This window comes from Streptomyces sp. NPDC037273, assembly GCF_055603625.1.
This window is the reverse complement of sequence record NZ_JBVJVO010000002.1, coordinates 664,740-682,482: the sequence shown is the minus strand read 5'-3', so window position 1 is coordinate 682,482 and position 17,743 is coordinate 664,740. Positions and strand designations below refer to the sequence as shown.

Genomic DNA, 17,743 nt, shown 5'->3' with positions numbered 1-17,743 from the left:
CTCCCCACCGATCCAGTGGGGCTCCGCTCGGCACATTCTGGACCCACGGTGGTCGGCCGGGTACGACCGACGGCACGACGGAGGAGAGGGGCCGGGCATGAGTCCCAAGGAGACGCCACGGACAGCGCGAGGGGGCACGTCCCGGTTCAGCGGAGCCTTCACGCCGGGCCGGATCGCGATGGTGGCGGTCGCGGTGCTCACCCTGGTCTTCATCTTCGAGAACACCCGTGAGGTCAAGATCCGGCTGCTGATCCCCGAAGTGACGATGCCCCTGTACGTGGCCCTGCTCGCGACCGCCCTCCTCGGCGCCGCCTGCGGCTACTACGCCGCGGCCCGGAGGCGGAAGTGAAGCGGGCCGCCGTCCTCGGCGCGGGAGCCGTCCTCGCGCTCGCGGCCGTCGCCGTCTCCTCGGCGGAGGAGGCCGCCGCCCCGGGGGACGACGAGGCCCGGGCGCGGCCGATACCGGACTTCCTCGGTCGCGGGCTGTGGCGGGTCTTCACCCATCTGCCGCGCAGGACCCGACTCGACGTCCACGACGTGAGTGGCCGGGACCGGCGGGTCGTCTGGCCGCCGAACTGGCAGGTCTGCACCCAGTACCCGGCGGTGGGCACGGGCCTCGACCGCCGCACCACGGTCATGATCGGAGTCGTCCGCAAGGGCGAGAGCTGCCCGCCCCGCGTCCAGAGCGCCCGCCGCTGAGCTCCGCCACCCGGCGGGTCCGACGCGGCACCGCCTAGGGGTGTCCGGCGGATCAGGGTCGGACACCCCCTAGCCTGGCCCCATGTCCGACGATCACGGCCGGTATCTCGCGACCGGGCCCCGCGTGGGCCTGCGTGCGTTCTCCCTCGACGACGCCGAGGAGTTCACCGCCCGTGTGCGGGAGAGCCGTGGGCTGCACCGGCCGTGGCTCTTTCCGCCGGGTACGGCGGAGGCGTACGCGGTGTACGCGGGGGCGCTCCTGGAGGACCCGGCGCGGGCCGGTTTCCTGGTGTGCGAGCGGGCGGAGGGCGGCCGGATCGCCGGGTTCGTCAACATCAACAACATCGTCCGGGGCGCCTTCCGGAGCGGGGCGCTCGGCTACGGCGCCTTCGCGCACGCGGCCGGGCGCGGCCTGCTCACCGAGGCGCTCGGGGTGCTCATGGGGTACGCCTTCGGGTCGCTGGAGCTGCACCGCCTTGAGGCGAACATCCAGCCGGGCAACACGGCGTCCCGCGCGCTGGTCCGCCGTGCGGGCTTCCGGCTGGAGGGGTTCTCCCCGGCGATGCTGTTCATCGACGGCGCCTGGCGGGACCACGAACGCTGGGCGGTCACGGCACCGGACACCGGTCAGCGCTTGTAGTTGATCTTCATGGTGTCGAGGTCCGTGACCGTCGAGCGCAGCGGCCCGTGACCGTGGCCGAGCTCCTTGAGGGCGGTCTCGACGCGGTCCTCGGCGAGGGCGCCCGCCATCTCGTCGCCGTCCGCAGCGTCGGAGACGACGACCAGGCGGTAGGAGAAGTGCTTCAGCGTGCGGTCGTAGGTGAGCGAGCCCTCCTCCGTGAACTGCATCGCGGTCAGCCCGTGCGCGTCGACCTCGGCGAGCAGCCGGGTGCGGCTCTCCTCCGAGAGACCGTCGAACGTGCCGCGCACGATGACCCGGTAGGTGTGCTGCGTGCCCATTCCTCGTACTCCCTGTGTCCCTGTTCCGCGGGCGCCGGGGGCGGCGCCGACCCCTCACCGTACGGCGGACGGGGTCCGGTCCGCCGGGAATATCCGGGCGGGGACGCGCCGCGCCTTTACCGAAGCCTGACGTGGAGAGCCCCTGGTCAGGACGGGCGCCGGCGTGTTCCATGGGGCGATGACGACCGTACGACGTGCCGTACTGACGCTGCCGGCGGCCCCGTTGGGCCCGGACAGTCCGCTGCCCGCCCTGCGCCCGCACGACGCCGCGCACGCGGTCGACGCGGACACGCTGGCCTCCCTTCCGCGTGACATGGCCCGGGGGATCGGGCGCGATCCTCTGCGCAGCCTGCTTCCCGCGCCGGTGCGTGACGGGTACGGGCGCGAGCGCACGCCCGCGGATCTCGACGCGATCGTGATCGAGAACGACCGGCTGAGGGCGACCGTGCTGCCCGGTCTCGGCGGTCGGATCCACTCGCTGTGGCACAAGCCCACCGGGCGTGAACTCCTCTACCGGAACCCGGTGTTCCAGCCCGCGGCCTTCGCGCTCAACGGCGCCTGGTACTCCGGCGGCATCGAGTGGAACATCGGCGCCACCGGCCACACCACCCTGTCCTGTTCGCCGCTCCACGCGGCGACCGTCCGCGCCCCCGACGGCGGTCCGATGCTCCGGCTCTGGGAGTGGGAGCGGCTGCGCGACCTCCCCTTCCAGGTCGACCTGTGGCTCCCGGAGGGCTCCGACTTCCTGTACGTGGGGGTCCGCGTGCGCAACCCCCACGAGCACACCGCCCCCGTCTACTGGTGGTCCAACACCGCCGTCCCCGAGGACCGTCGCGTCCTCGCCCCGGCCGAGGCCGCCTGGCACCACGGCTACGAGCGCGGCCTGCGCAGGCTCCCCGTACCCGTCGCCGAGGACGGGACCGACCGGTCGTACCCGCTGAACGCCACGCACGCCGCCGACTGGTTCTACGACCTGCCCGAGGGGCGGCGCCGCTGGATCGCCGCGCTCGACGCCGATGGCACCGGCCTCGTCCAGACCTCCACCGACCGGCTGCGCGGCCGGAAGCTCTTCGTCTGGGGGACGGAACGCGGCGGCCGCCGCTGGCAGGAGTGGCTCACCGAACCCGGCACCCCCGGCTACGCCGAGATCCAGGCCGGGCTCGCCCGCACGCAGCTGGAGCACCTGGAGCTCGCGGGCGGAGCGGAGTTCAGCTGGCTGGAGGCGTACGGGCCGCTGGCCGTCCCGCCCGGCACGGCCCTCGGCGGCGACTGGGCCGCCGCCCGCGCCTCCGTCGAGGACGCGCTCGCGTCGGCGCTGCCCCGCGCCTCGGTCGACGCGGCCCACACGGCCTGGCGCGAGCACGCCGCCGACGCCGGACCCGAGACCCGCCTGGCCTCCGGATCGGGCTGGGGCGCCCTCGAAGTCCTGCGCGGCCACTACGAGTTGCCGGGCACCCCGTTCCCCGAGTCGACGATCGGCCCCGACCAGGAACCCTGGCGCGCCCTCCTGCGCACCGGTGTCCTGCCCGCCCCGCCGAAGGGCGCCCCGCCGGGCCCGCCGCTGGTCGCCGCTCCCTGGCGGGACATGCTGGAGACCGCCCCCGCCGACCCCTCCACCGAGTACCACCTCGGCATCGCCCAGTGGCACGCGGGCGACCGCGCCCAGGCGGTACGCAGCTGGGAGCGCGGCCTGCGCGAGGCCGAGGTCCGCTGGCCGCTGCTGTACTGCCTGGCCGTCGCCGACCGCGAGGACGGCCACCCGGCGCGGGCGGCGGAGCGGTTCGCCGAGGCCTTCGCGGAGCACGCGTGCGGCACGCGGGCCGCCGAAGACCTCGCCGTCGCCGCCGGCCTCGGGCGCGAGGCGATCGACGCCCTGCTCGCCGTCCGCCGGCCCGGCGCGGCGGGCGAGGTGTGGGCGCGGCTCCCTGAGGAGGTGCGGGGGAGGGGTGCCTTCCGGCTCCTGGAGGTGCGGATCCTGCTCGCGGAGGGCAGGACGGGCGAAGCCCGCGCCGTCTTCGACGCGGGCTTCGAGGTCGCCGATCTGCGCGAGGGCGCCGAGGTCCTGGGGGAGCTGTGGGCGGAGCTCACGGACGAACCCCTGCCGTACGCCTACGAGTTCAGGATGCGTCCGAGCTGACGCCCGGCCGGCGGGGCGCAGGGCGCCGGGTGTCTCAGGAGACCCGGCACAGGATCTCGCCGTGGGGGACCATGAACCAGGCGTCCTCCTGCTCGCCCCACTCGCGCCAGGCCTCGCTGATGGCGGTCAGTTCGGCGGCGGTCGCGTGGCCGCCGGTGACGGCCAGGTCGGCGTAGACGGAGGCGGTCGTGCGGTCGGCCCACAGGCCGCTCCACCAGGCGCGTTCCTCGGGGGTGGCGTAACACCAGGTGCCGGCGGTGGTGGTGACGTCGGTGAAGCCTGCCTGGCGGGCCCAGGCGAACAGGCGCCGTCCGGCGTCCGGTTCGCCGCCGTTGGCGCGGGCGACCCGGTGGTACAGGTCCAGCCATCCGTCCAGGGCGGGCCGTTCGGGGTACCAGGTGAAGGCGCCGTAGTCGCTGTCGCGGGCGGCGACGACACCGCCGGGGCGGCAGACGCGGCGCATCTCGCGCAGGGCCTGGACGGGGTCGCCGACGTGCTGCAGCACCTGGTGGGCGTGGACGACGTCGAAGGAGTCGTCGGGGAAGTCCAGCGCGTGGACGTCGGCGACGGCGAACTCCACGTTGTCCAGGCCGCGTTCGGCGGCGACGGCGCGGGCCTTGTCCAGGACGTCCTCGGCCGCGTCGACGGCCGTCACCCGGCCCGGCGCCACCAGGGCGGCCAGGTCGGCGGTGATGGTGCCGGGGCCGCAGCCCACGTCCAGGACGTCCAGTCCGGCGCGCAGTTCCGGCAGCAGGTAGGCCGCCGAGTTGGCGGCGGTGCGCCAGGTGTGCGAGCGCAGGACGGACTCGTGGTGTCCGTGGGTGTAGACCGCGGTCTCGTGGGCGGCGGACGGTGCGGAGGCGTGCGTCATGGAAGCGACTCCCTCGGTGTGGGTGCGTGCCTCCACCGTACGCACGACGGCCGGATTATGAGATACGTGTCTTGCCATGTGGACGACACCTCAGCTGAACAGGTCCCGCCGGTACCGGAGTTCGTCGAGCATCACCCCGCCGGTCTCCTCCCGCACGACCTCGCCGTCCGGCCGCCAGCCCGCCGCCTCGTAGAACCTCCGCCCCCGCGCGTTCCCCTCGAACACCCACAGGGCCGCCGCACGGAACCCGGCCGCCACCAAGGCCTCGACCGACGCCGACAGCAACGCCCGGCCGACGCCCGTGCCCCACACCTCCGGCAGCGCGTACAGCGCCGCCAGCTCCGCCGTCGTCCCGGCGGGCCGGTCCTCGTCCGGCCAGGCCCGGAAGCACGAGAAGGCGACAGGACGGCCGTCGGCCTCCGTGCTCAGCAGCACCGTGGGCCGGTCCGGCGCCGTCAGCCGGGCGCGCCACACGGTGGTGCGCTCCCCGACGTCCAGGGAGTCCAGGTAGGGGGCGGGGAGCAGGTCGCGGTAGGCGGCCCGCCAGGACGTGACGTGCACGGCGGCGAGCGCGGCCGCGTCCTCGGGAAGTGCTTCGCGTATCGGCATGCGGCATTGTCGGCCCGGGAGCGGGACCGCCGCTCGGCATTTCCCGCGCGCGGGAAACCCCTCGGCCCCGGTACCCGACCTGACGAATCCGTGTATGACAGGACTGTGAACAGGCCGTTCGGACCCGGCCCGCGCCCCTAGGATCGGCGCGCCGCCGCCCGGTGGCTCCGCCCCTCCCGTGTGCCGAGGAGTCCCGTGTCGTACCTGCCATCACCCGCCCGCCGCTCCCTGCTCAAGCTGATCGCGGCGGGTCCGGCGGTCTCCGCCGTCGGCGGACTCGCCGTCGCGGCGCCCGCCCGCGCCGCGACCGCGCCGGTGGCCGCCGCGCCCGGGATCGTCAAGGCCCTGCCCGCCGAGTACTTCACCATCCGGGGCACCAACGCCGAGGCCCGGTTCGACGCCCTCGCGGACACCGGGTACCTCACCCCCGCGGCGCGCTTCTTCGTCCGCAACCACACCAGCACCCCGGTCATCGACGCCTCCGAGTGGAAGCTGACCCTCTGGGGCGACGGGCTGCACGGCGGGAAGCCGGTCCACTTCACCTACGGACAGCTGCGGGACCTCCCGTCCGTCACCCGTACGGCCCTGATCGAGTGCGCCGGAAACGGCCGCAGCCTCTACACCAGCCAGCAGGGCGAGCCGGTCACCGGCACCTCCTGGACCCTCGGCGCCGTCGGGGCGGCCCACTGGCGCGGAGTCCGCCTCTCCGAGGTGCTGCGGCGCGCCGGCATCGCCCACGACGCCGTCGACGTCCAGCCGCGCGGCCTCGACGACCCGTACGTCTCCGGCGGCGTCGACTACGGCCGGGTGCGGCGCCCGCTGCCGGTCGCGAAGGCCCTGGACGACGTGATCCTCGCGTACGAGATGAACGGCGAGCCGCTGCCGTACGACCACGGGTACCCGGTCCGGCTCGTCGTGCCCGACTGGGTGGGCATCGCCTCGATCAAGTGGCTCGGCGACATCGAGGTCTCCACCCGCCCGCTGAGCTCCCCCTGGAGCACCGAGTGGTACCGCCTCCTCGGGACCGCGCACCCGGCCGGCGGCACGCTCGTCAGCCGCCAGACCCTCAAGTCCGCCTACCAGCTGCCCTTCGGCGCCACCCTGGAGGCCGGGCGCGTCCACCGGCTCACCGGGCGCGCTTGGTCCGCCCTCGCGCCGGTGCGGACCGTCGAGGTCTCCACCGACGGCGGCGCCCACTGGCGGCACGCCCGGCTCCTCGACACCCCGCGCCGGGGCGGCTGGGTCCGCTGGACCGTGCCGTGGCGCCCGCAGGGCACGGGACCGGCCACCCTGCTCTCCCGCACCACCGACGCCGCCGGCAACACCCAGCCCGAGCGGGCCGTCCACAACACGCAGGGGTACCTCTTCAACGCGGTCGTACGTCACCCGATCACCGTCGTCTGAAGCGGCGGAACCGCCCGAACCTTCGTATAAAGGGCACGGGGGTGCCTGCCCGGCGCCCCCGTGCGCTCAGGAGGTACGGGAACATGCGGCAGACGGCTCCGGAAGGCCGCGGCCCGGTGCGCTACGGCCCTCCCGCGCCCGACACCGGACTGCCCGTGCTGCCCGGACTCGCCGCCCTGCTCGCCGCGGCCGCCGCGCGGACCGCGGCCGAACCACCCGGCGGCGGGCCCGTCCTGCGGGAGGCCGCCGCCGGCTACTGGTGGCGGCGAGGCCTGCGTACCCACCCCGAGGACGTGGTCGCCGCGCCCGGCGCGCCCGCGCTCCTCCTCGCGCTGATCGCCGCCCACGGCGGCGACCTGCTGCTGCCCCGGCCCTGCCCCGCCTGGTGGACCCCGCAGGCCCGGCTGCTCGGCCGGCCCGCCTACCACGTGCCCACCCCCGCCGAATGCGGCGGCGTGCCCGACCCGTACGCCCTCCTGGAGACCGTCCGGCGGGTGCGCGCCGAGGGCGGCGACCCGCGGGTGCTGCTGCTCTCCGTCGCCGACGACCCCACCGCCACCGTCGCCCCGCCCGAGATCGTGCGCGAGGCCTGCGAGGCCGCCGTCGCCGAGGGGCTGCACATCATCAGCGACGAGACCTGGCGCGACACCCTCCACCACCCGCAGGACACGGTGCTCCTCGGCCCCGCCGAGATGTGCCCCGACGACGTCACCGTCCTCAGCGACCTCGGCGGCGCCCTCACACCGGTCGCCTGGCCCTGCGCCGTCGCCCGCTTCCCGCCCACCGACCCCTCGCGCGCCGACCGCTGGACCGACCGCAGGGCCCGCGTCCTTGACGTCCTCACCGCCCTCGGGGCCGTCGTCCCCGGACCCGTCGCCCCCGCCGCCGCGCACGCCCTCGACGAACCCGAGGACGTCACCGTAAGGGCCCGGCGCGCCGCGACCGTCCACGGGCGGCTCGCCGCGGCCGCGCACCGCGCCGCCCTCGCCGCCGGAGCCCTCGCCCGGCCCCCGCAGGCCGGCCGCCACCTCTACGCCGACCTCGGACCGCTCCGCGCCGGGCTCGCCGCCCGGGGCGTCACCGACTCCCTGGAGCTGGAGAGCCACCTCACCGCGCGCCTCGGCGCACCCGTCCCCGGCGGACACCGCTTCGGGGACGAACTCGGCGCGCTCCGCGCCCGGTTCGGCACCGCCATGTTCCTCGGCACCACCGAGGAGGAACGCGCCGAGACCCTCGACGCCCGCGACCCCCTGGAACTTCCCCATGTCGCCCGGAAACTCGCGGAGTTCGGAGGAGTCCTGGAGGAACTCCGGTGACCGCGCGCGCTGCGGCCCGTCCGGCGGATCACGGCCGGGGGCGCGGCCCGAGCGGCCCCCGACCGGACCTCGAACCCCGCACCCCGCACTGGTACGTGGCACCCCACGCCCCGCACCGGCGAAGCCCCACCCGAGCCGCGCAGAACGGAGCCCGCAGATGACCGAACGGACGGCGCATCCCGCCGGAGCCGCACAGGTCCCGCCCCACCCCGATCCCGTCAAGGCTCCCGCCCCCGGGGCGACTTCGGTGCCGACGCCCGTGCTCCAGCCCGTCGGCCGGACGCGGCACGACTGGCCCCGCAGCTTCGTCGACCGGCTCACCGCACCGCTGCCCGGCGTCCGGGCCCTGGCGCGGCTCGCCAGGGAAGGAGCCGTACGCCCCCGGCCCGAAGGGCTCCGTGACATCCCGCTGCTGCCGTTCGAGCCCGGGCCGCTGCCGGCCGCCGGGCCCGACACCCTCGCCGTCACCTGGGCGGGGCACGCCAGCTGGGTGCTGCGGATCGGCGGGCTCACCGTGCTCACCGACCCCGTCTGGTCCCGGCGGATCTTCGGCACCCCGGCCCGGCTCACCCCGGTCGGGGTCCGCTGGGAGGACCTGCCGCCCGTCGACGCCGTCGTCATCAGCCACAACCACTTCGACCACCTCGACGCCCCCACCCTGAAACGGCTGCCCCGCCACACCCCCGTCTTCGTCCCGGCCGGACTCGGCCGCTGGTTCGCCCGCCGCGGCTTCCACCGCGTCACCGAGCTCGACTGGTGGGAGGCGGCCGAACTCGGCGGCGTCCGCTTCGACTTCGTGCCCTCCCACCACTGGTCCAAGCGCACCCTCCTGGACACCTGCCGCTCACTGTGGGGCGGCTGGGTGCTCACCGACCGCTCCGGGCGCCGCGTCCACTTCGCCGGGGACACCGGATACGGCCACTGGTTCGCCGAGATCGGCCGCCGCTACCCCGGGATCGACCTCGCGCTGCTGCCCATCGGCGCGTACGACCCGCGCTGGTGGCTCAGCGACGTCCACACCGACCCGGAGGAAGCGGTCCGCGCCCACCAGGACCTCGGAGCACGGCACATGGCTCCCATGCACTGGGCCACCTTCGTCCTCTCCTCCGAGCCCGTCCTCGAACCCCTCACCCGCGTCAGAGCCGCCTGGGAAAAAGCCGGCCTGCCCCGCGACGAACTGTGGGACCTGCCGGTCGGCGCCTCACGAGTGCTCGTGCCCTGACGACGGGGCCCGACCGGCGGACCCGCGGATCCGCCGCCACAGCCCCGGCACCGCGCTGATCAGCACCGTCAGGCCGACCGCGGCCACGACCCCCTGCCAGGGCTCCGGGAACAGCGAGCCGCCCAGGATCCCGATCAGCTGGTACGTCGCCGCCCAGGCAAGGCACGCCGCCACGTCACCCCGCACGAACCGGCGCAGCGGCATCTCGGAGAGCAGGCAGGCCAGCATCACCGGGATCCGGCCCGCCGGCACCAGCCGGGACAGCACGAGCACCGAGACCTGATGGGTGTCGAGCCGCTCCTGCGCGTGGGCGAGCCGCTCGGGAGTGACCCGGCGGCGCAGCGCGGCCAGCCACCGCGAGCCGTTGCGGGAACGGACCCCGCGCTGCCCCAGCCAGTACAGCGCCGCGTCGCCGAGACAGGCGGCGAAAGCGGCCACCAGGAAGACGAAGAGCAGCGAGAACGGCGAGGTCTGGTGGAAGGCCACCACCGCCGCCGAACTGACGATCGCGCCCGTCGGCACGACCGGCACCAGCGCGCCCAGCGCGACCAGCAGGAACAGCGACGGGTAGCCGACGGCCTGCTGCGTCGACTCCGGCGGCAGCTCCCGCACGGCCGTGACGAACCCGGTGAACCCACCGATCACCGGGCGACCTCCGGCCGCACCCGCTCGCCGTGGCCGAGCCGGTGCACCGTCACCTTCGGCGCCAGCCGCGCCGCGTGCCGGACGAACTCGTCCCCCGGGGCGTGGAACTCGTGCGGCCGGACCCCGTCGAGCCCGATCGGCCAGTACGTGCCGTAGTGCACCGGCACCGCCGCCGCCGGGGACAGCGCGGCCAGCGCCTCCGCCGCGCGTCCGGCGTCGAGATGACCGTGGCCCAGGTACGGTCCCCAGCCGCCGACCGGCAGCAGTGCCACGTCGACCGGCCCCACCGCGTCCGCCATGCCGTCGAACAGGCCGGTGTCCCCGGCGAAGTACGTCCGCGCCTCGCCCTCGACGACGTACCCCAGGGCGGGGGAGCGGTGCGGGCCGACCGGCAGCCGGCGGCCGTCGTGGAGCGCCGGCACGGCCCGTACCGTCACGCCCTCCACCGTCACCGCGTCGCCCGGCGCCACCTCGGTCAGCCGCAGCCCGTCGAGCCTGCGCAGACCCGGCACGGCGGCGGGCGCCCCGCGCGGCACGACGACCCGGGTGCCCGGCGGGAGCTGGGCGAGCGAGGGCAGGTGGAGGTGGTCGGCGTGCAGGTGCGAGACGAGGACGGCCTCGGCGCGGGCGGCCTCCGGCGGTGGCAGGGCGCCGCGCCGCCGCCGCAGATGGGCGAGCCGCCGGGTGAACAGCGGGTCGGTGAGGAAGCGGACCCCGGAGTCCTCGACCGTGCAGGTCGCGTGACCCCACCAGGTGACCTCCACCGGCATGCCGCCTTCCGTTCTCGCGGGCCGCGGCCGCCGCGCGCGATGTCCGCGGCCGTTCCGTAACTCCTTAACGAGGGTAAATGTCCGGAGCGTGCTCCGGAGGATGTTCGGCCGTCCCGATCCCCAGTAGGGTCGGTCCATGGACGACGTTCGGGTGGCGGCGATCGCCAGCCTCACCCCGCTCGAAGAGCTGGACAGCGACCCCTTCCTTGTCGACACGCGCGGCCAGCACGCGATCTGCGCCCGCTGGGCCGAGGACAACGGGTACGTCATCACCCGCCGGCTGATGTTCTACGGCATCCGCCCCGACCACGCGGCCCTCTGGGCGGACGTCGAGGCGGGGGAGGTCGACCTGTTCGTCGCCGCCAACGAGCGCGTCCTCGCCCGCGCGCTGACCTCCGTGGCCGGCTTCCGTGCCGAGTGCGAGCGGCGCGGGGTGCGGGTGGAGACCGTCCGCCCCGACGAACCCGCCTACGACGCGGCGGCCAAGGCCGGCGTGCACCGGCGCCTGTCGATGCCGACCGCGGGGTACGACGGCTCCTGACCGGGCGTCGCCCGCGGACCGACCTGACACACCCGGGCCGTCCGCCGTCACCCGTTCACCAGCCCGTTCGTGCGCGTTGTGTCACGCTTGGGGCAGGAAACGGGCGAAAGGTGAAGCGGGAGTGGGTGACGGGCGATGGGGTGGCGCCGAGCGCTGGCGGTCCGCGGGCAGAACGGTGACGCGGGTGGTGGCCGTCTGGGCGGTGTCCACGCTCACCATGCTGGTCCTCGCCGGACTGCTGCCCGACTTCGAGCTCCAGTCCGCCGACGGCGACAGCTTCACCAGGACCGCCCTCACCGCCGCCACCGCCGCGGGCGCCTTCGGTCTGCTCGGCGCCCTCGTGTGGCCGCTGCTCGTCCGGGCCCTGCTGCTCGTCCCCGCCCTCGTCCTCGGCCTGCTCGTCTTCTTCCTCAACGGCTCGCTCCTCCTCGTCGCCCTCTGGCTGATCCCCGACGGGCGCGGCGCGGCCGACCCCGAGACCGCCGTCGTGGTCGCCGCCGTCATGTCCGCCGTCGCCTCCGCCACCTCCACGGCCCTGGCCGTCCGCGACGACGACGCCTACCGCCGCCGCCTCTACCGGCTCACCGGCCGCACCCGCCCCCGCGACCCGGGCGACGCACCCGAAGCCGTCCCCGGCACGGTGTTCCTCCAACTCGACGGCGTCGGCCACCACGTGCTGCGCGGCGCGGTCGCCGACGGCCTCATGCCGACCGTCGCCGGCTGGCTCGACGCCGGGCACCGGCTCACGCCCTGGCGCACCGACTGGTCGAGCCAGACCGGCGCCAGCCAGCTCGGCATCCTGCACGGCTCCAACGAGGACGTGCCCGCCTTCCGCTGGTACGAGAAGGACACCGGCCGCCTCATGGTCTCCAACCGGCCCGCGAGCGCCGTCGAGCTCCAGCGCCGGGCCGTGCGCCGCACCGGCGACGGCGGACTCCTCACCGTCGACGGCGCCTCCCGCGGCAACCTCTTCAGCGGCGGCGCCGACCAGCTCGCGCTCGTCCTGTCGATGGCCGCGAGGCGCGGCCGCCGCAACCGCTCACGGGCCGGCTACTTCGCGTACTTCTCCGACCCGGCCAACGCCGTCCGCACCGCCGGATCGCTCGTCACCGAGTGCGTCCGCGAGATGTGCCAGTCGACCCGTGCCCTGCTCCGCCGCGAGACCCCCAGGGTCTCCCGCGGCGGCACCTACCCCTTCGTCCGCGCCTTCGCGACGGTCGTCGAACGCGACGTCGTCGTCTCCGCGGTCATGGGCGACATGCTCGCCGGGCGCACCGCCGTCTACGCCGACCTCGTCGCCTACGACGAGGTGGCCCACCACTCCGGCCCCCACGGCCGCGACACCGACCAGGTCCTGCGCCGCCTCGACCGCGCCATCGCGCTCATCGCCACCGTCGCCGAGCACGCCCCCCGCCCCTACCGCATCGTCCTCCTCTCCGACCACGGCCAGAGCCCAGGCGAGACCTTCGAAGGGGCCTACGGCCTCACCCTCAAGGACCTCGTACGCGCCGGCTGCGGCCTCCCCGTACCGCGCCGCGTCCGGCGCACCCGCAGCGGCTCGGAGGCGCGGGACGCCGCCAGGGACGCCCTCCGCAGCGCCCTGCACCGCCCCGTCGACGAGAACGGCGACACCGCCCGCGAACTCCCCGCCCGCCCCTCCGAACCCGTCGTCCTCGCCTCCGGCAACCTCGGCCTCGTCTCCTTCCCCGACGTCCCGCACCGCATGACCCGCGAGGAGATCGACCGCCGGCACCCCGCGCTCCTGCGCACCCTCGCCCACCACCCCGGCGTCGGCTTCCTCCTCGTCGCCAGCGCCGAACACGGCTCCGTGGTCCTCGCCCGCGACGGCGCCGAAGTCCCCCTCGCCGAACTCACCGACGACGGCCCCCTCGCCGTCTTCGGCCGCGGCGCCGCCGACGCCGTCCGCCGCACCGACGGCTTCCCCCACGTCGCCGACATCATGGTCAACTCCATGTACGACCCCGCCACCGGCACCGTCCACGCCTTCGAGGAACAGATCGGCTCCCACGGCGGCCTCGGCGGCGAACAGTCCCACCCCTTCTTGCTCTCCCCACCCGACCTCTCCCCACCCCTCGCCCCCGGCGAGGAACTCGTCGGCGCCGAACACCTCCACCGCGTCCTCCGCCGCTGGCTCCGCGAATCCTCGGGCCCCCAGGTACCGCTGGGCACCACACCCGCGTCGGAACCGCTTCCCCCGGTGCGGTGAATCCGGCGCCCCCGCTGTAGGCCGCCCGGGCGGAAGTACGCGCCACGGCGCCTTCCCCGCCCCCTGACGGGGCAGTACGGATCTCCATGAGCTCCGTGTCCGGACCGACCGCCGCGCCCGCCACCCCGGCGGGGCGCAGGGTGTGCCCGGACCGGGCCGGACGCCGTTGGGTCGCGCTGCTTCTCGTCCTCGTGGCGCTGTTCGGCGCCGGAGCCGCGGCAGCGCTGCCCGGTCCCGCCGAACTCCGGGCCGGCGCTGCCGCGCCGGCCTCGGACACGGGGGGCGAGACGCACGATCCGGCGGCCACCGAGGCCGGGCTCCCGGGTCGGGCGCGCAGACAGCGGACGGGCTTGCGGCCGGTGCGTGCCGGACGTACGGCGGCCGCGGGCGCCCGCGAGCGTCGCCGGGCCCCTGCACCCGCGCGCGTATCGGCCCCGCGCGGGGACGCCCTGCGGTGTGTGGTGATGCGCTGCTGAGAGGCACGGTCCCTCAGCAGTCGATCGACGTCACCATCCCCCGTAGCGCGAGGAGTTCCGTCATGCCCGTAGACCCGTACGCAGTACTTCAGGCCCTGGTGCGCGCCGAGGCCGCGCGCGCTCGGCGCGGTGAGCGCTCGGCGCCCGAGCCGGCGGCGCCGAGGCCCGTGCCGGAGGCCGAGGAGCCCAGGCAGCGGGAGGAGCCGACGCGCTGACGCGTCGGCAGGCCGGAGGGGCGGGTGGCCGTCGGGCCGGGGCCGGTGTGTCAGGCCGGTTCGGCCGCCCGTACCGGCGGTGCGGCGCGTCGGGCGTGGAGGCCGACGAGGGCGGCGGCGGTGGTCGCGAGGACCGTGAGGGCGAGGAGGGCGGGGACGAGGGTGACGAGGGGCCCGGCGGCCAGGCAGCAGAGGCCGCCGAGGGCGAGGGCGGTGGGACGGCGGCCGGTGGTGCGGAGCACGATGGCGGCGGAGCCGAGGAGGTAGACGCCGACGCCGCCGGTGAGCGACCAGGCGACGGCCCCGTGGAGGGGCTCGGCGAGCCCGTAGTGGCCGGTGTCGGCGACCTGCTGGAGGACCTTCTTCATGCCGAGGGCGCACAGGACGACACCGGCGACGAGCGGGAGGTGCAGGAAGGTGTAGACGTCACGGGCGAAGCGGGTGCGGTCGTCGCCGTCGAGGTGGGTGAGACGGTGCTCGGCGGCCTCGCCGAGCTGACGGAAGTACAGCCGCCACAGCCCCGCCGACAGCAGCAGCCCGGCGGCCGAGGCACCGAGGACCGCGAAGGTGAGGTCGAAGCCCGAGACGCCGACGCCCATCGCCACGATGGACTCGCCGAGCGCGATGATCACGATCAGGCCGTGGCGTTCGGCGAAGTGCCCGGGCGAGTTGACCCGCCAGCCGGACGAGCCGGTCACGTAGATGCCGCCGTAGTCGACCGCCACCGCGCCCAGCCACAGCAGGAGCTGCACCCGCCCGCTGTACGCGCTGCCGACCAGCAGCAGCGCCAGCGGGGGCGCCACCGACACCAGCGCCGTCCGCCGCAGCGTGGCGCGCAGGGCCTGGTCGCCGGGGCTCGAGATCCAGTACGACGCGAGGTGCAGGACGCGGACCGCCCCGTAACAGAGCACGAACAGCAGCGGCGCGGACAGCCCGCCGGACCCGTGCGTGAACACGTCCGGCACCGCGAGCGACACGATCAGCACGACGGCCATCACCGTCACCAGGACCGCGAACAGCGCGCCGGAATCCGCCCGCACGACGTTCCCCAGCCACGCGAAGCAGCACCAGCACCACCACAGCAGCGCCAGCACCACCATCCCCCCGACCACCCGCACCGGCGACGGCGCCGCCGCCATCAGCGCCGTGACCTGCGTGATCGCGTACACGAACACCAAGTCGAAGAAAAGCTCCGCCGGCGTCACCTTGTGATCGTCAGCGGTGGCCACCATCCGGGCCCGCTCCCTGTTCCACGCCATCCCGTTCTCCCCCCATCCAGGGCACCGGTCTCGGCCACCCCGGCGCGAAGAATACCCATCGGCGCCAACGCAGTTGCTCCGGGCATTACCTCAGGCGCAGTTCCGGTGAGCCCCCGGGCTTGGCGGAAGCCGGTCGAGATTGCCGTTCTCAACCACCTGCTCGGCACTATGAAGGGCAGCTGACTCGACCAGAGGAGAGCCGTGAACCTGCTTCCCACCATCACCACCATCGATGTCCAGAACCAGGCCCCCCGTGTGGCCGTGCTGCCCATCGGGTCGTACGAGCAGCACGGCGCCCACCTGCCGCTCATCACGGACACGGCCATCGCCTGCGTCATCGCGCGTGAACTGGCCGCCGCCTACCCCGTCCTCGCCCTGCCTCCGATCACCATCGCGTGCAGCCACGAGCACGGGACATGGCCTGGCACCGTCAGCATCAGCGCGCGAACCATGCACGTCTTGATCAGCGACATCTCCGCCTCTCTGGAGGCGTCCGGAGTGCGGAAGCTCGTCCTCGTCAACGCTCACGGCGGCAACTACGTGCTGTCCAACATCGTGCAGGAGGCCAACCTCACCGAGCCGCGGATGAGCCTCTTCCCACAAGGCCGGGAGTGGATCCGAGCGCGCGAGCACGCCGGCCTGTCCAGCAGTGCCCACGACGACATGCATGCCGGGGAGATCGAGACCTCCATCCTGCTCCACGCTGAGCCGTCCCTCGTCCGCGCCGGCTACGAGGGAGCCGACCACGACGCGAGTGACCGTCCCTTCCTCCTCACGCTGGGCATGAAGGAGTACACCAAGTCCGGGGTCATCGGCTTCCCCTCCCAAGCCACCGCCGAGAAGGGGCAAGCGGTTCTCTCCAGCCTCACCGCCAGCTTCGCCGATCACCTGACGGCTCTCGGAGAGGGGCTTCCTTCGCGACAAGAAGCAGAGGACGGATGATCGGGGGGCTCCCATTACCTCAGGCGTAATCGACCCCCTCCGCGCCGGACGGCATGCTCGTGGACACCGGAACCCGGGCGGCGCACTCCGACCGGGCTCCGGGTTCATGACCAGCACGAACGTCTCCCTTGGAGGGTGATCCGTCATGTCCCAGGCTCTGCTCGCCGGTCTTGCCCGTACCGATCGCCCGCAGGTGGCGGTGCGACGGTTTCTGGCCCTCGACGCTGTGGTGACGGGGGCGAACGGGGTCGCGTACCTGGTCGCTTCGCGACCGCTGGGGGAGTTCCTGGGGGTCGACGGGGGGCTGTTGGTCGAACTCGGGCTGCTTTTGACGGTGTACGCCGCGGGGGTGGCGTGGGTGGCGAGCAGGCGGCGGCCGCCGGCGTTCGCGGTGAAGCTGGTCGTCGACATCAATGTGGTGTGGGCGCTGCTGAGCCTGGTCGCCCTGGTGGCGTGGCTGGAGCCGACCACGGCGGGGCTGTTGTGGACGCCGGTGCAGGCGGCCACCGTCGCCGGGTTCGCCGTCCTGCAGTGGGCGGCGCTGCGGGCGGCTACGCGCTGAGCGACCTGAGGTAGTCGACCGTCGCCGCGTCGGCCGGGAGGAGCGTCTCGATGGCCAGCTCGGCGACGGTGACGTCCATCGGGGTGTTGAACGTCGAGATGGACGACACGAACGACAGCTCGCGCCCGTCGTGAGCGATCCGCAGCGGCAGCGCGAAGTAGGGGTACGGCTCCTCCACGGGCGAGTCGTCGTCCTCCGCGCCCGGCGGCAGCGGATACGCCGCGACCTCCTCGTACAGCTCGCGGAGCGACTCCGAGCGGGAGAGCGCGATCTGACGTTCCATCTGGGCGAGGAGGTGGCCCCGCCACTCCCGCAGGTTGAGGATCCGGGGCGCGAGGCCCTCCGGGTGGAGGGTGATCCGCATGGCGTTCAGCGGGGGCGTCAGGAGGTGTTCGGGCAGGCCGTCCAGGAGGAGGGTGATGCCCTGGTTGGCCGCGACGACCGTGTACGAGCCGTCGACCACGATCGCCGGATACGGGTCGTAGCCCTGCAGCAGCCGCTCGATGCCCTCCCGCAGCGCCTCAAGGCGCGGGGCGTCGAGCGGCGACTCCGTGTACCGGGGGGCGTAACCGGCGGCGAGGAGCAGCGCGTTCCGCTCCCGCATCGGAACGTCCAGGTGCTCGGCCAGCTTGAGGACCATCTCCTCGCTGGGGCGGGAGCGGCCGGTCTCCACGAAGGAGATGTGCCGGGCCGAGGAGTCGGCGCGCAGCGCCAGCTCCAGCTGGCTGAGCCGGCGCTGCTCACGCCAGCCGCGCAGCAGCGGTCCTACGCCCGTGTCGCTCACGACGGTTGTCATGGTCAGACGGTATCCCAGAGGTGGACCCCGGGTACGTTCTCCCCGGGGCCCCTGTCCGTCACCCCGTCACCCCGTCACCCCGTCACCGCACC

The 17,743-nt window shown here is 74.5% G+C and carries 20 protein-coding genes; 13 read left to right on the top strand and 7 right to left on the bottom strand.

Annotation, left to right across the window (positions count from 1 at the left end; genetic code table 11):
• Nucleotides 1-97 precede the first annotated feature (97 nt).
• From ACZ7G1_RS08365 to ACZ7G1_RS08355, 3 genes are all read left to right on the top strand, one after another.
• Nucleotides 98-349: a DUF1049 domain-containing protein gene (locus tag ACZ7G1_RS08365; RefSeq protein WP_470873536.1), complete on the top strand. Its 252-nt coding sequence runs from the start codon at nucleotides 98-100 to the stop codon at nucleotides 347-349.
• Complete coding sequence (locus tag ACZ7G1_RS08360) at nucleotides 346-699, top strand: hypothetical protein (protein ID WP_470873538.1); 354 nt, start codon at nucleotides 346-348, stop codon at nucleotides 697-699. The genes ACZ7G1_RS08365 and ACZ7G1_RS08360 overlap by 4 nt, the downstream gene beginning before the upstream one ends.
• Before the next feature lie 82 nt (nucleotides 700-781).
• Nucleotides 782-1,339 carry a GNAT family N-acetyltransferase gene (locus ACZ7G1_RS08355; RefSeq protein WP_470873539.1) on the top strand — a complete coding sequence of 186 codons (558 nt, stop codon included), beginning with the start codon at nucleotides 782-784 and terminating at the stop codon, nucleotides 1,337-1,339.
• Here ACZ7G1_RS08355 and ACZ7G1_RS08350 read toward each other — a convergent pair.
• Nucleotides 1,327-1,659 carry a DUF6204 family protein gene (locus tag ACZ7G1_RS08350; RefSeq protein ID WP_470873541.1) on the bottom strand — a complete coding sequence of 111 codons (333 nt, stop codon included), beginning with the start codon at nucleotides 1,657-1,659 and terminating at the stop codon, nucleotides 1,327-1,329. The two genes, ACZ7G1_RS08355 and ACZ7G1_RS08350, sit on opposite strands and share 13 nt — an antisense overlap.
• A 178-nt stretch (nucleotides 1,660-1,837) precedes the next feature.
• On the opposite strand from ACZ7G1_RS08350, the gene ACZ7G1_RS08345 reads away from it, so the two are divergent.
• Nucleotides 1,838-3,796, top strand: a complete 1,959-nt coding sequence (locus tag ACZ7G1_RS08345; protein WP_470873543.1) for a DUF5107 domain-containing protein — start codon at nucleotides 1,838-1,840, stop codon at nucleotides 3,794-3,796.
• 34 nt (nucleotides 3,797-3,830) lie between these two features.
• On the opposite strand, the gene ACZ7G1_RS08340 is transcribed toward ACZ7G1_RS08345, so the two are convergent.
• Nucleotides 3,831-4,667 (bottom strand): methyltransferase domain-containing protein, encoded by an 837-nt coding sequence (locus tag ACZ7G1_RS08340; RefSeq protein ID WP_470873545.1) that lies wholly within the window; start codon nucleotides 4,665-4,667, stop codon nucleotides 3,831-3,833.
• A 90-nt stretch (nucleotides 4,668-4,757) separates the two neighbouring features.
• Entirely contained in the window at nucleotides 4,758-5,276 is a 519-nt protein-coding gene (locus ACZ7G1_RS08335; RefSeq protein ID WP_470873546.1) for a GNAT family N-acetyltransferase, read from the bottom strand.
• Nucleotides 5,277-5,471: 195 nt separating this feature from the next.
• Between ACZ7G1_RS08335 and ACZ7G1_RS08330 the strand changes: the two genes are divergently transcribed.
• From ACZ7G1_RS08330 to ACZ7G1_RS08320, 3 genes are all read left to right on the top strand, one after another.
• The gene (locus ACZ7G1_RS08330) at nucleotides 5,472-6,680 is read left to right on the top strand and encodes a sulfite oxidase (RefSeq protein ID WP_470873547.1); all 1,209 of its coding nucleotides are present in this window, start codon (nucleotides 5,472-5,474) and stop codon (nucleotides 6,678-6,680) included.
• A gap of 83 nt (nucleotides 6,681-6,763) precedes the next feature.
• The gene (locus tag ACZ7G1_RS08325) at nucleotides 6,764-7,996 is read left to right on the top strand and encodes an aminotransferase class I/II-fold pyridoxal phosphate-dependent enzyme (RefSeq protein ID WP_470873548.1); all 1,233 of its coding nucleotides are present in this window, start codon (nucleotides 6,764-6,766) and stop codon (nucleotides 7,994-7,996) included.
• 157 nt (nucleotides 7,997-8,153) lie between these two features.
• Complete coding sequence (locus ACZ7G1_RS08320) at nucleotides 8,154-9,218, top strand: MBL fold metallo-hydrolase (protein WP_470873550.1); 1,065 nt, start codon at nucleotides 8,154-8,156, stop codon at nucleotides 9,216-9,218.
• Here ACZ7G1_RS08320 and ACZ7G1_RS08315 read toward each other — a convergent pair.
• Both ACZ7G1_RS08315 and ACZ7G1_RS08310 read right to left on the bottom strand, forming a co-directional pair.
• A complete protein-coding gene (locus ACZ7G1_RS08315) occupies nucleotides 9,198-9,863 on the bottom strand; it encodes a DedA family protein (RefSeq protein WP_470873552.1) in 666 nt (221 codons plus the stop codon). The genes ACZ7G1_RS08320 and ACZ7G1_RS08315 overlap by 21 nt on opposite strands.
• Nucleotides 9,860-10,633, bottom strand: a complete 774-nt coding sequence (locus ACZ7G1_RS08310; RefSeq protein ID WP_470873554.1) for an MBL fold metallo-hydrolase — start codon at nucleotides 10,631-10,633, stop codon at nucleotides 9,860-9,862. Before ACZ7G1_RS08310 ends, ACZ7G1_RS08315 begins: the two co-directional genes overlap by 4 nt.
• 136 nt (nucleotides 10,634-10,769) lie before the next feature.
• Here ACZ7G1_RS08310 and ACZ7G1_RS08305 point away from each other — a divergent pair, with 136 nt between their 5' ends.
• From ACZ7G1_RS08305 to ACZ7G1_RS08290, 4 genes are all read left to right on the top strand, one after another.
• Nucleotides 10,770-11,174 carry a recombinase family protein gene (locus tag ACZ7G1_RS08305; protein WP_470873555.1) on the top strand — a complete coding sequence of 135 codons (405 nt, stop codon included), beginning with the start codon at nucleotides 10,770-10,772 and terminating at the stop codon, nucleotides 11,172-11,174.
• 121 nt (nucleotides 11,175-11,295) lie between these two features.
• On the top strand, nucleotides 11,296-13,401 hold the full coding sequence (locus tag ACZ7G1_RS08300; RefSeq protein ID WP_470873557.1) for a phage holin family protein: 2,106 nt from the start codon (nucleotides 11,296-11,298) through the stop codon (nucleotides 13,399-13,401).
• A gap of 86 nt (nucleotides 13,402-13,487) precedes the next feature.
• The gene (locus ACZ7G1_RS08295; RefSeq protein WP_470873559.1) at nucleotides 13,488-13,877 is read left to right on the top strand and encodes a hypothetical protein; all 390 of its coding nucleotides are present in this window, start codon (nucleotides 13,488-13,490) and stop codon (nucleotides 13,875-13,877) included.
• A 62-nt stretch (nucleotides 13,878-13,939) separates the two neighbouring features.
• A complete protein-coding gene (locus ACZ7G1_RS08290) occupies nucleotides 13,940-14,092 on the top strand; it encodes a hypothetical protein (protein WP_470873561.1) in 153 nt (50 codons plus the stop codon).
• A gap of 50 nt (nucleotides 14,093-14,142) precedes the next feature.
• On the opposite strand, the gene ACZ7G1_RS08285 is transcribed toward ACZ7G1_RS08290, so the two are convergent.
• On the bottom strand, nucleotides 14,143-15,351 hold the full coding sequence (locus tag ACZ7G1_RS08285; protein WP_470873563.1) for a low temperature requirement protein A: 1,209 nt from the start codon (nucleotides 15,349-15,351) through the stop codon (nucleotides 14,143-14,145).
• 201 nt (nucleotides 15,352-15,552) lie between these two features.
• Between ACZ7G1_RS08285 and ACZ7G1_RS08280 the strand changes: the two genes are divergently transcribed.
• Both ACZ7G1_RS08280 and ACZ7G1_RS08275 read left to right on the top strand, forming a co-directional pair.
• Nucleotides 15,553-16,293: a creatininase family protein gene (locus ACZ7G1_RS08280; protein ID WP_470873564.1), complete on the top strand. Its 741-nt coding sequence runs from the start codon at nucleotides 15,553-15,555 to the stop codon at nucleotides 16,291-16,293.
• 145 nt (nucleotides 16,294-16,438) lie between these two features.
• Nucleotides 16,439-16,855 carry a hypothetical protein gene (locus ACZ7G1_RS08275; protein WP_470873565.1) on the top strand — a complete coding sequence of 139 codons (417 nt, stop codon included), beginning with the start codon at nucleotides 16,439-16,441 and terminating at the stop codon, nucleotides 16,853-16,855.
• On the opposite strand, the gene ACZ7G1_RS08270 is transcribed toward ACZ7G1_RS08275, so the two are convergent.
• Entirely contained in the window at nucleotides 16,845-17,651 is an 807-nt protein-coding gene (locus ACZ7G1_RS08270; protein WP_470873567.1) for a helix-turn-helix domain-containing protein, read from the bottom strand. The two genes, ACZ7G1_RS08275 and ACZ7G1_RS08270, sit on opposite strands and share 11 nt — an antisense overlap.
• Between the last annotated feature and the right edge of the window lie 92 nt (nucleotides 17,652-17,743).

Bases quoted from the DNA above. Each gene is read 5' to 3' on its own strand.
- ACZ7G1_RS08325 (WP_470873548.1), top strand. From the start codon at position 6,764: ATGCGGCAGACGGCTCCGGAAGGCCGCGGCCCGGTGCGCTACGGCCCT.
- ACZ7G1_RS08290 (WP_470873561.1), top strand. From the start codon at position 13,940: ATGCCCGTAGACCCGTACGCAGTACTTCAGGCCCTGGTGCGCGCCGAG.
- ACZ7G1_RS08275 (WP_470873565.1), top strand. From the start codon at position 16,439: ATGTCCCAGGCTCTGCTCGCCGGTCTTGCCCGTACCGATCGCCCGCAG.
- ACZ7G1_RS08320 (WP_470873550.1), top strand. From the start codon at position 8,154: ATGACCGAACGGACGGCGCATCCCGCCGGAGCCGCACAGGTCCCGCCC.
- ACZ7G1_RS08295 (WP_470873559.1), top strand. From the start codon at position 13,488: ATGAGCTCCGTGTCCGGACCGACCGCCGCGCCCGCCACCCCGGCGGGG.
- ACZ7G1_RS08345 (WP_470873543.1), top strand. From the start codon at position 1,838: ATGACGACCGTACGACGTGCCGTACTGACGCTGCCGGCGGCCCCGTTG.
- ACZ7G1_RS08350 (WP_470873541.1), bottom strand. From the start codon at position 1,659: ATGGGCACGCAGCACACCTACCGGGTCATCGTGCGCGGCACGTTCGAC.
- ACZ7G1_RS08365 (WP_470873536.1), top strand. From the start codon at position 98: ATGAGTCCCAAGGAGACGCCACGGACAGCGCGAGGGGGCACGTCCCGG.
- ACZ7G1_RS08310 (WP_470873554.1), bottom strand. From the start codon at position 10,633: ATGCCGGTGGAGGTCACCTGGTGGGGTCACGCGACCTGCACGGTCGAG.
- ACZ7G1_RS08305 (WP_470873555.1), top strand. From the start codon at position 10,770: ATGGACGACGTTCGGGTGGCGGCGATCGCCAGCCTCACCCCGCTCGAA.
- ACZ7G1_RS08340 (WP_470873545.1), bottom strand. From the start codon at position 4,667: ATGACGCACGCCTCCGCACCGTCCGCCGCCCACGAGACCGCGGTCTAC.
- ACZ7G1_RS08335 (WP_470873546.1), bottom strand. From the start codon at position 5,276: ATGCCGATACGCGAAGCACTTCCCGAGGACGCGGCCGCGCTCGCCGCC.
- ACZ7G1_RS08270 (WP_470873567.1), bottom strand. From the start codon at position 17,651: ATGACAACCGTCGTGAGCGACACGGGCGTAGGACCGCTGCTGCGCGGC.
- ACZ7G1_RS08285 (WP_470873563.1), bottom strand. From the start codon at position 15,351: ATGGCGTGGAACAGGGAGCGGGCCCGGATGGTGGCCACCGCTGACGAT.
- ACZ7G1_RS08355 (WP_470873539.1), top strand. From the start codon at position 782: ATGTCCGACGATCACGGCCGGTATCTCGCGACCGGGCCCCGCGTGGGC.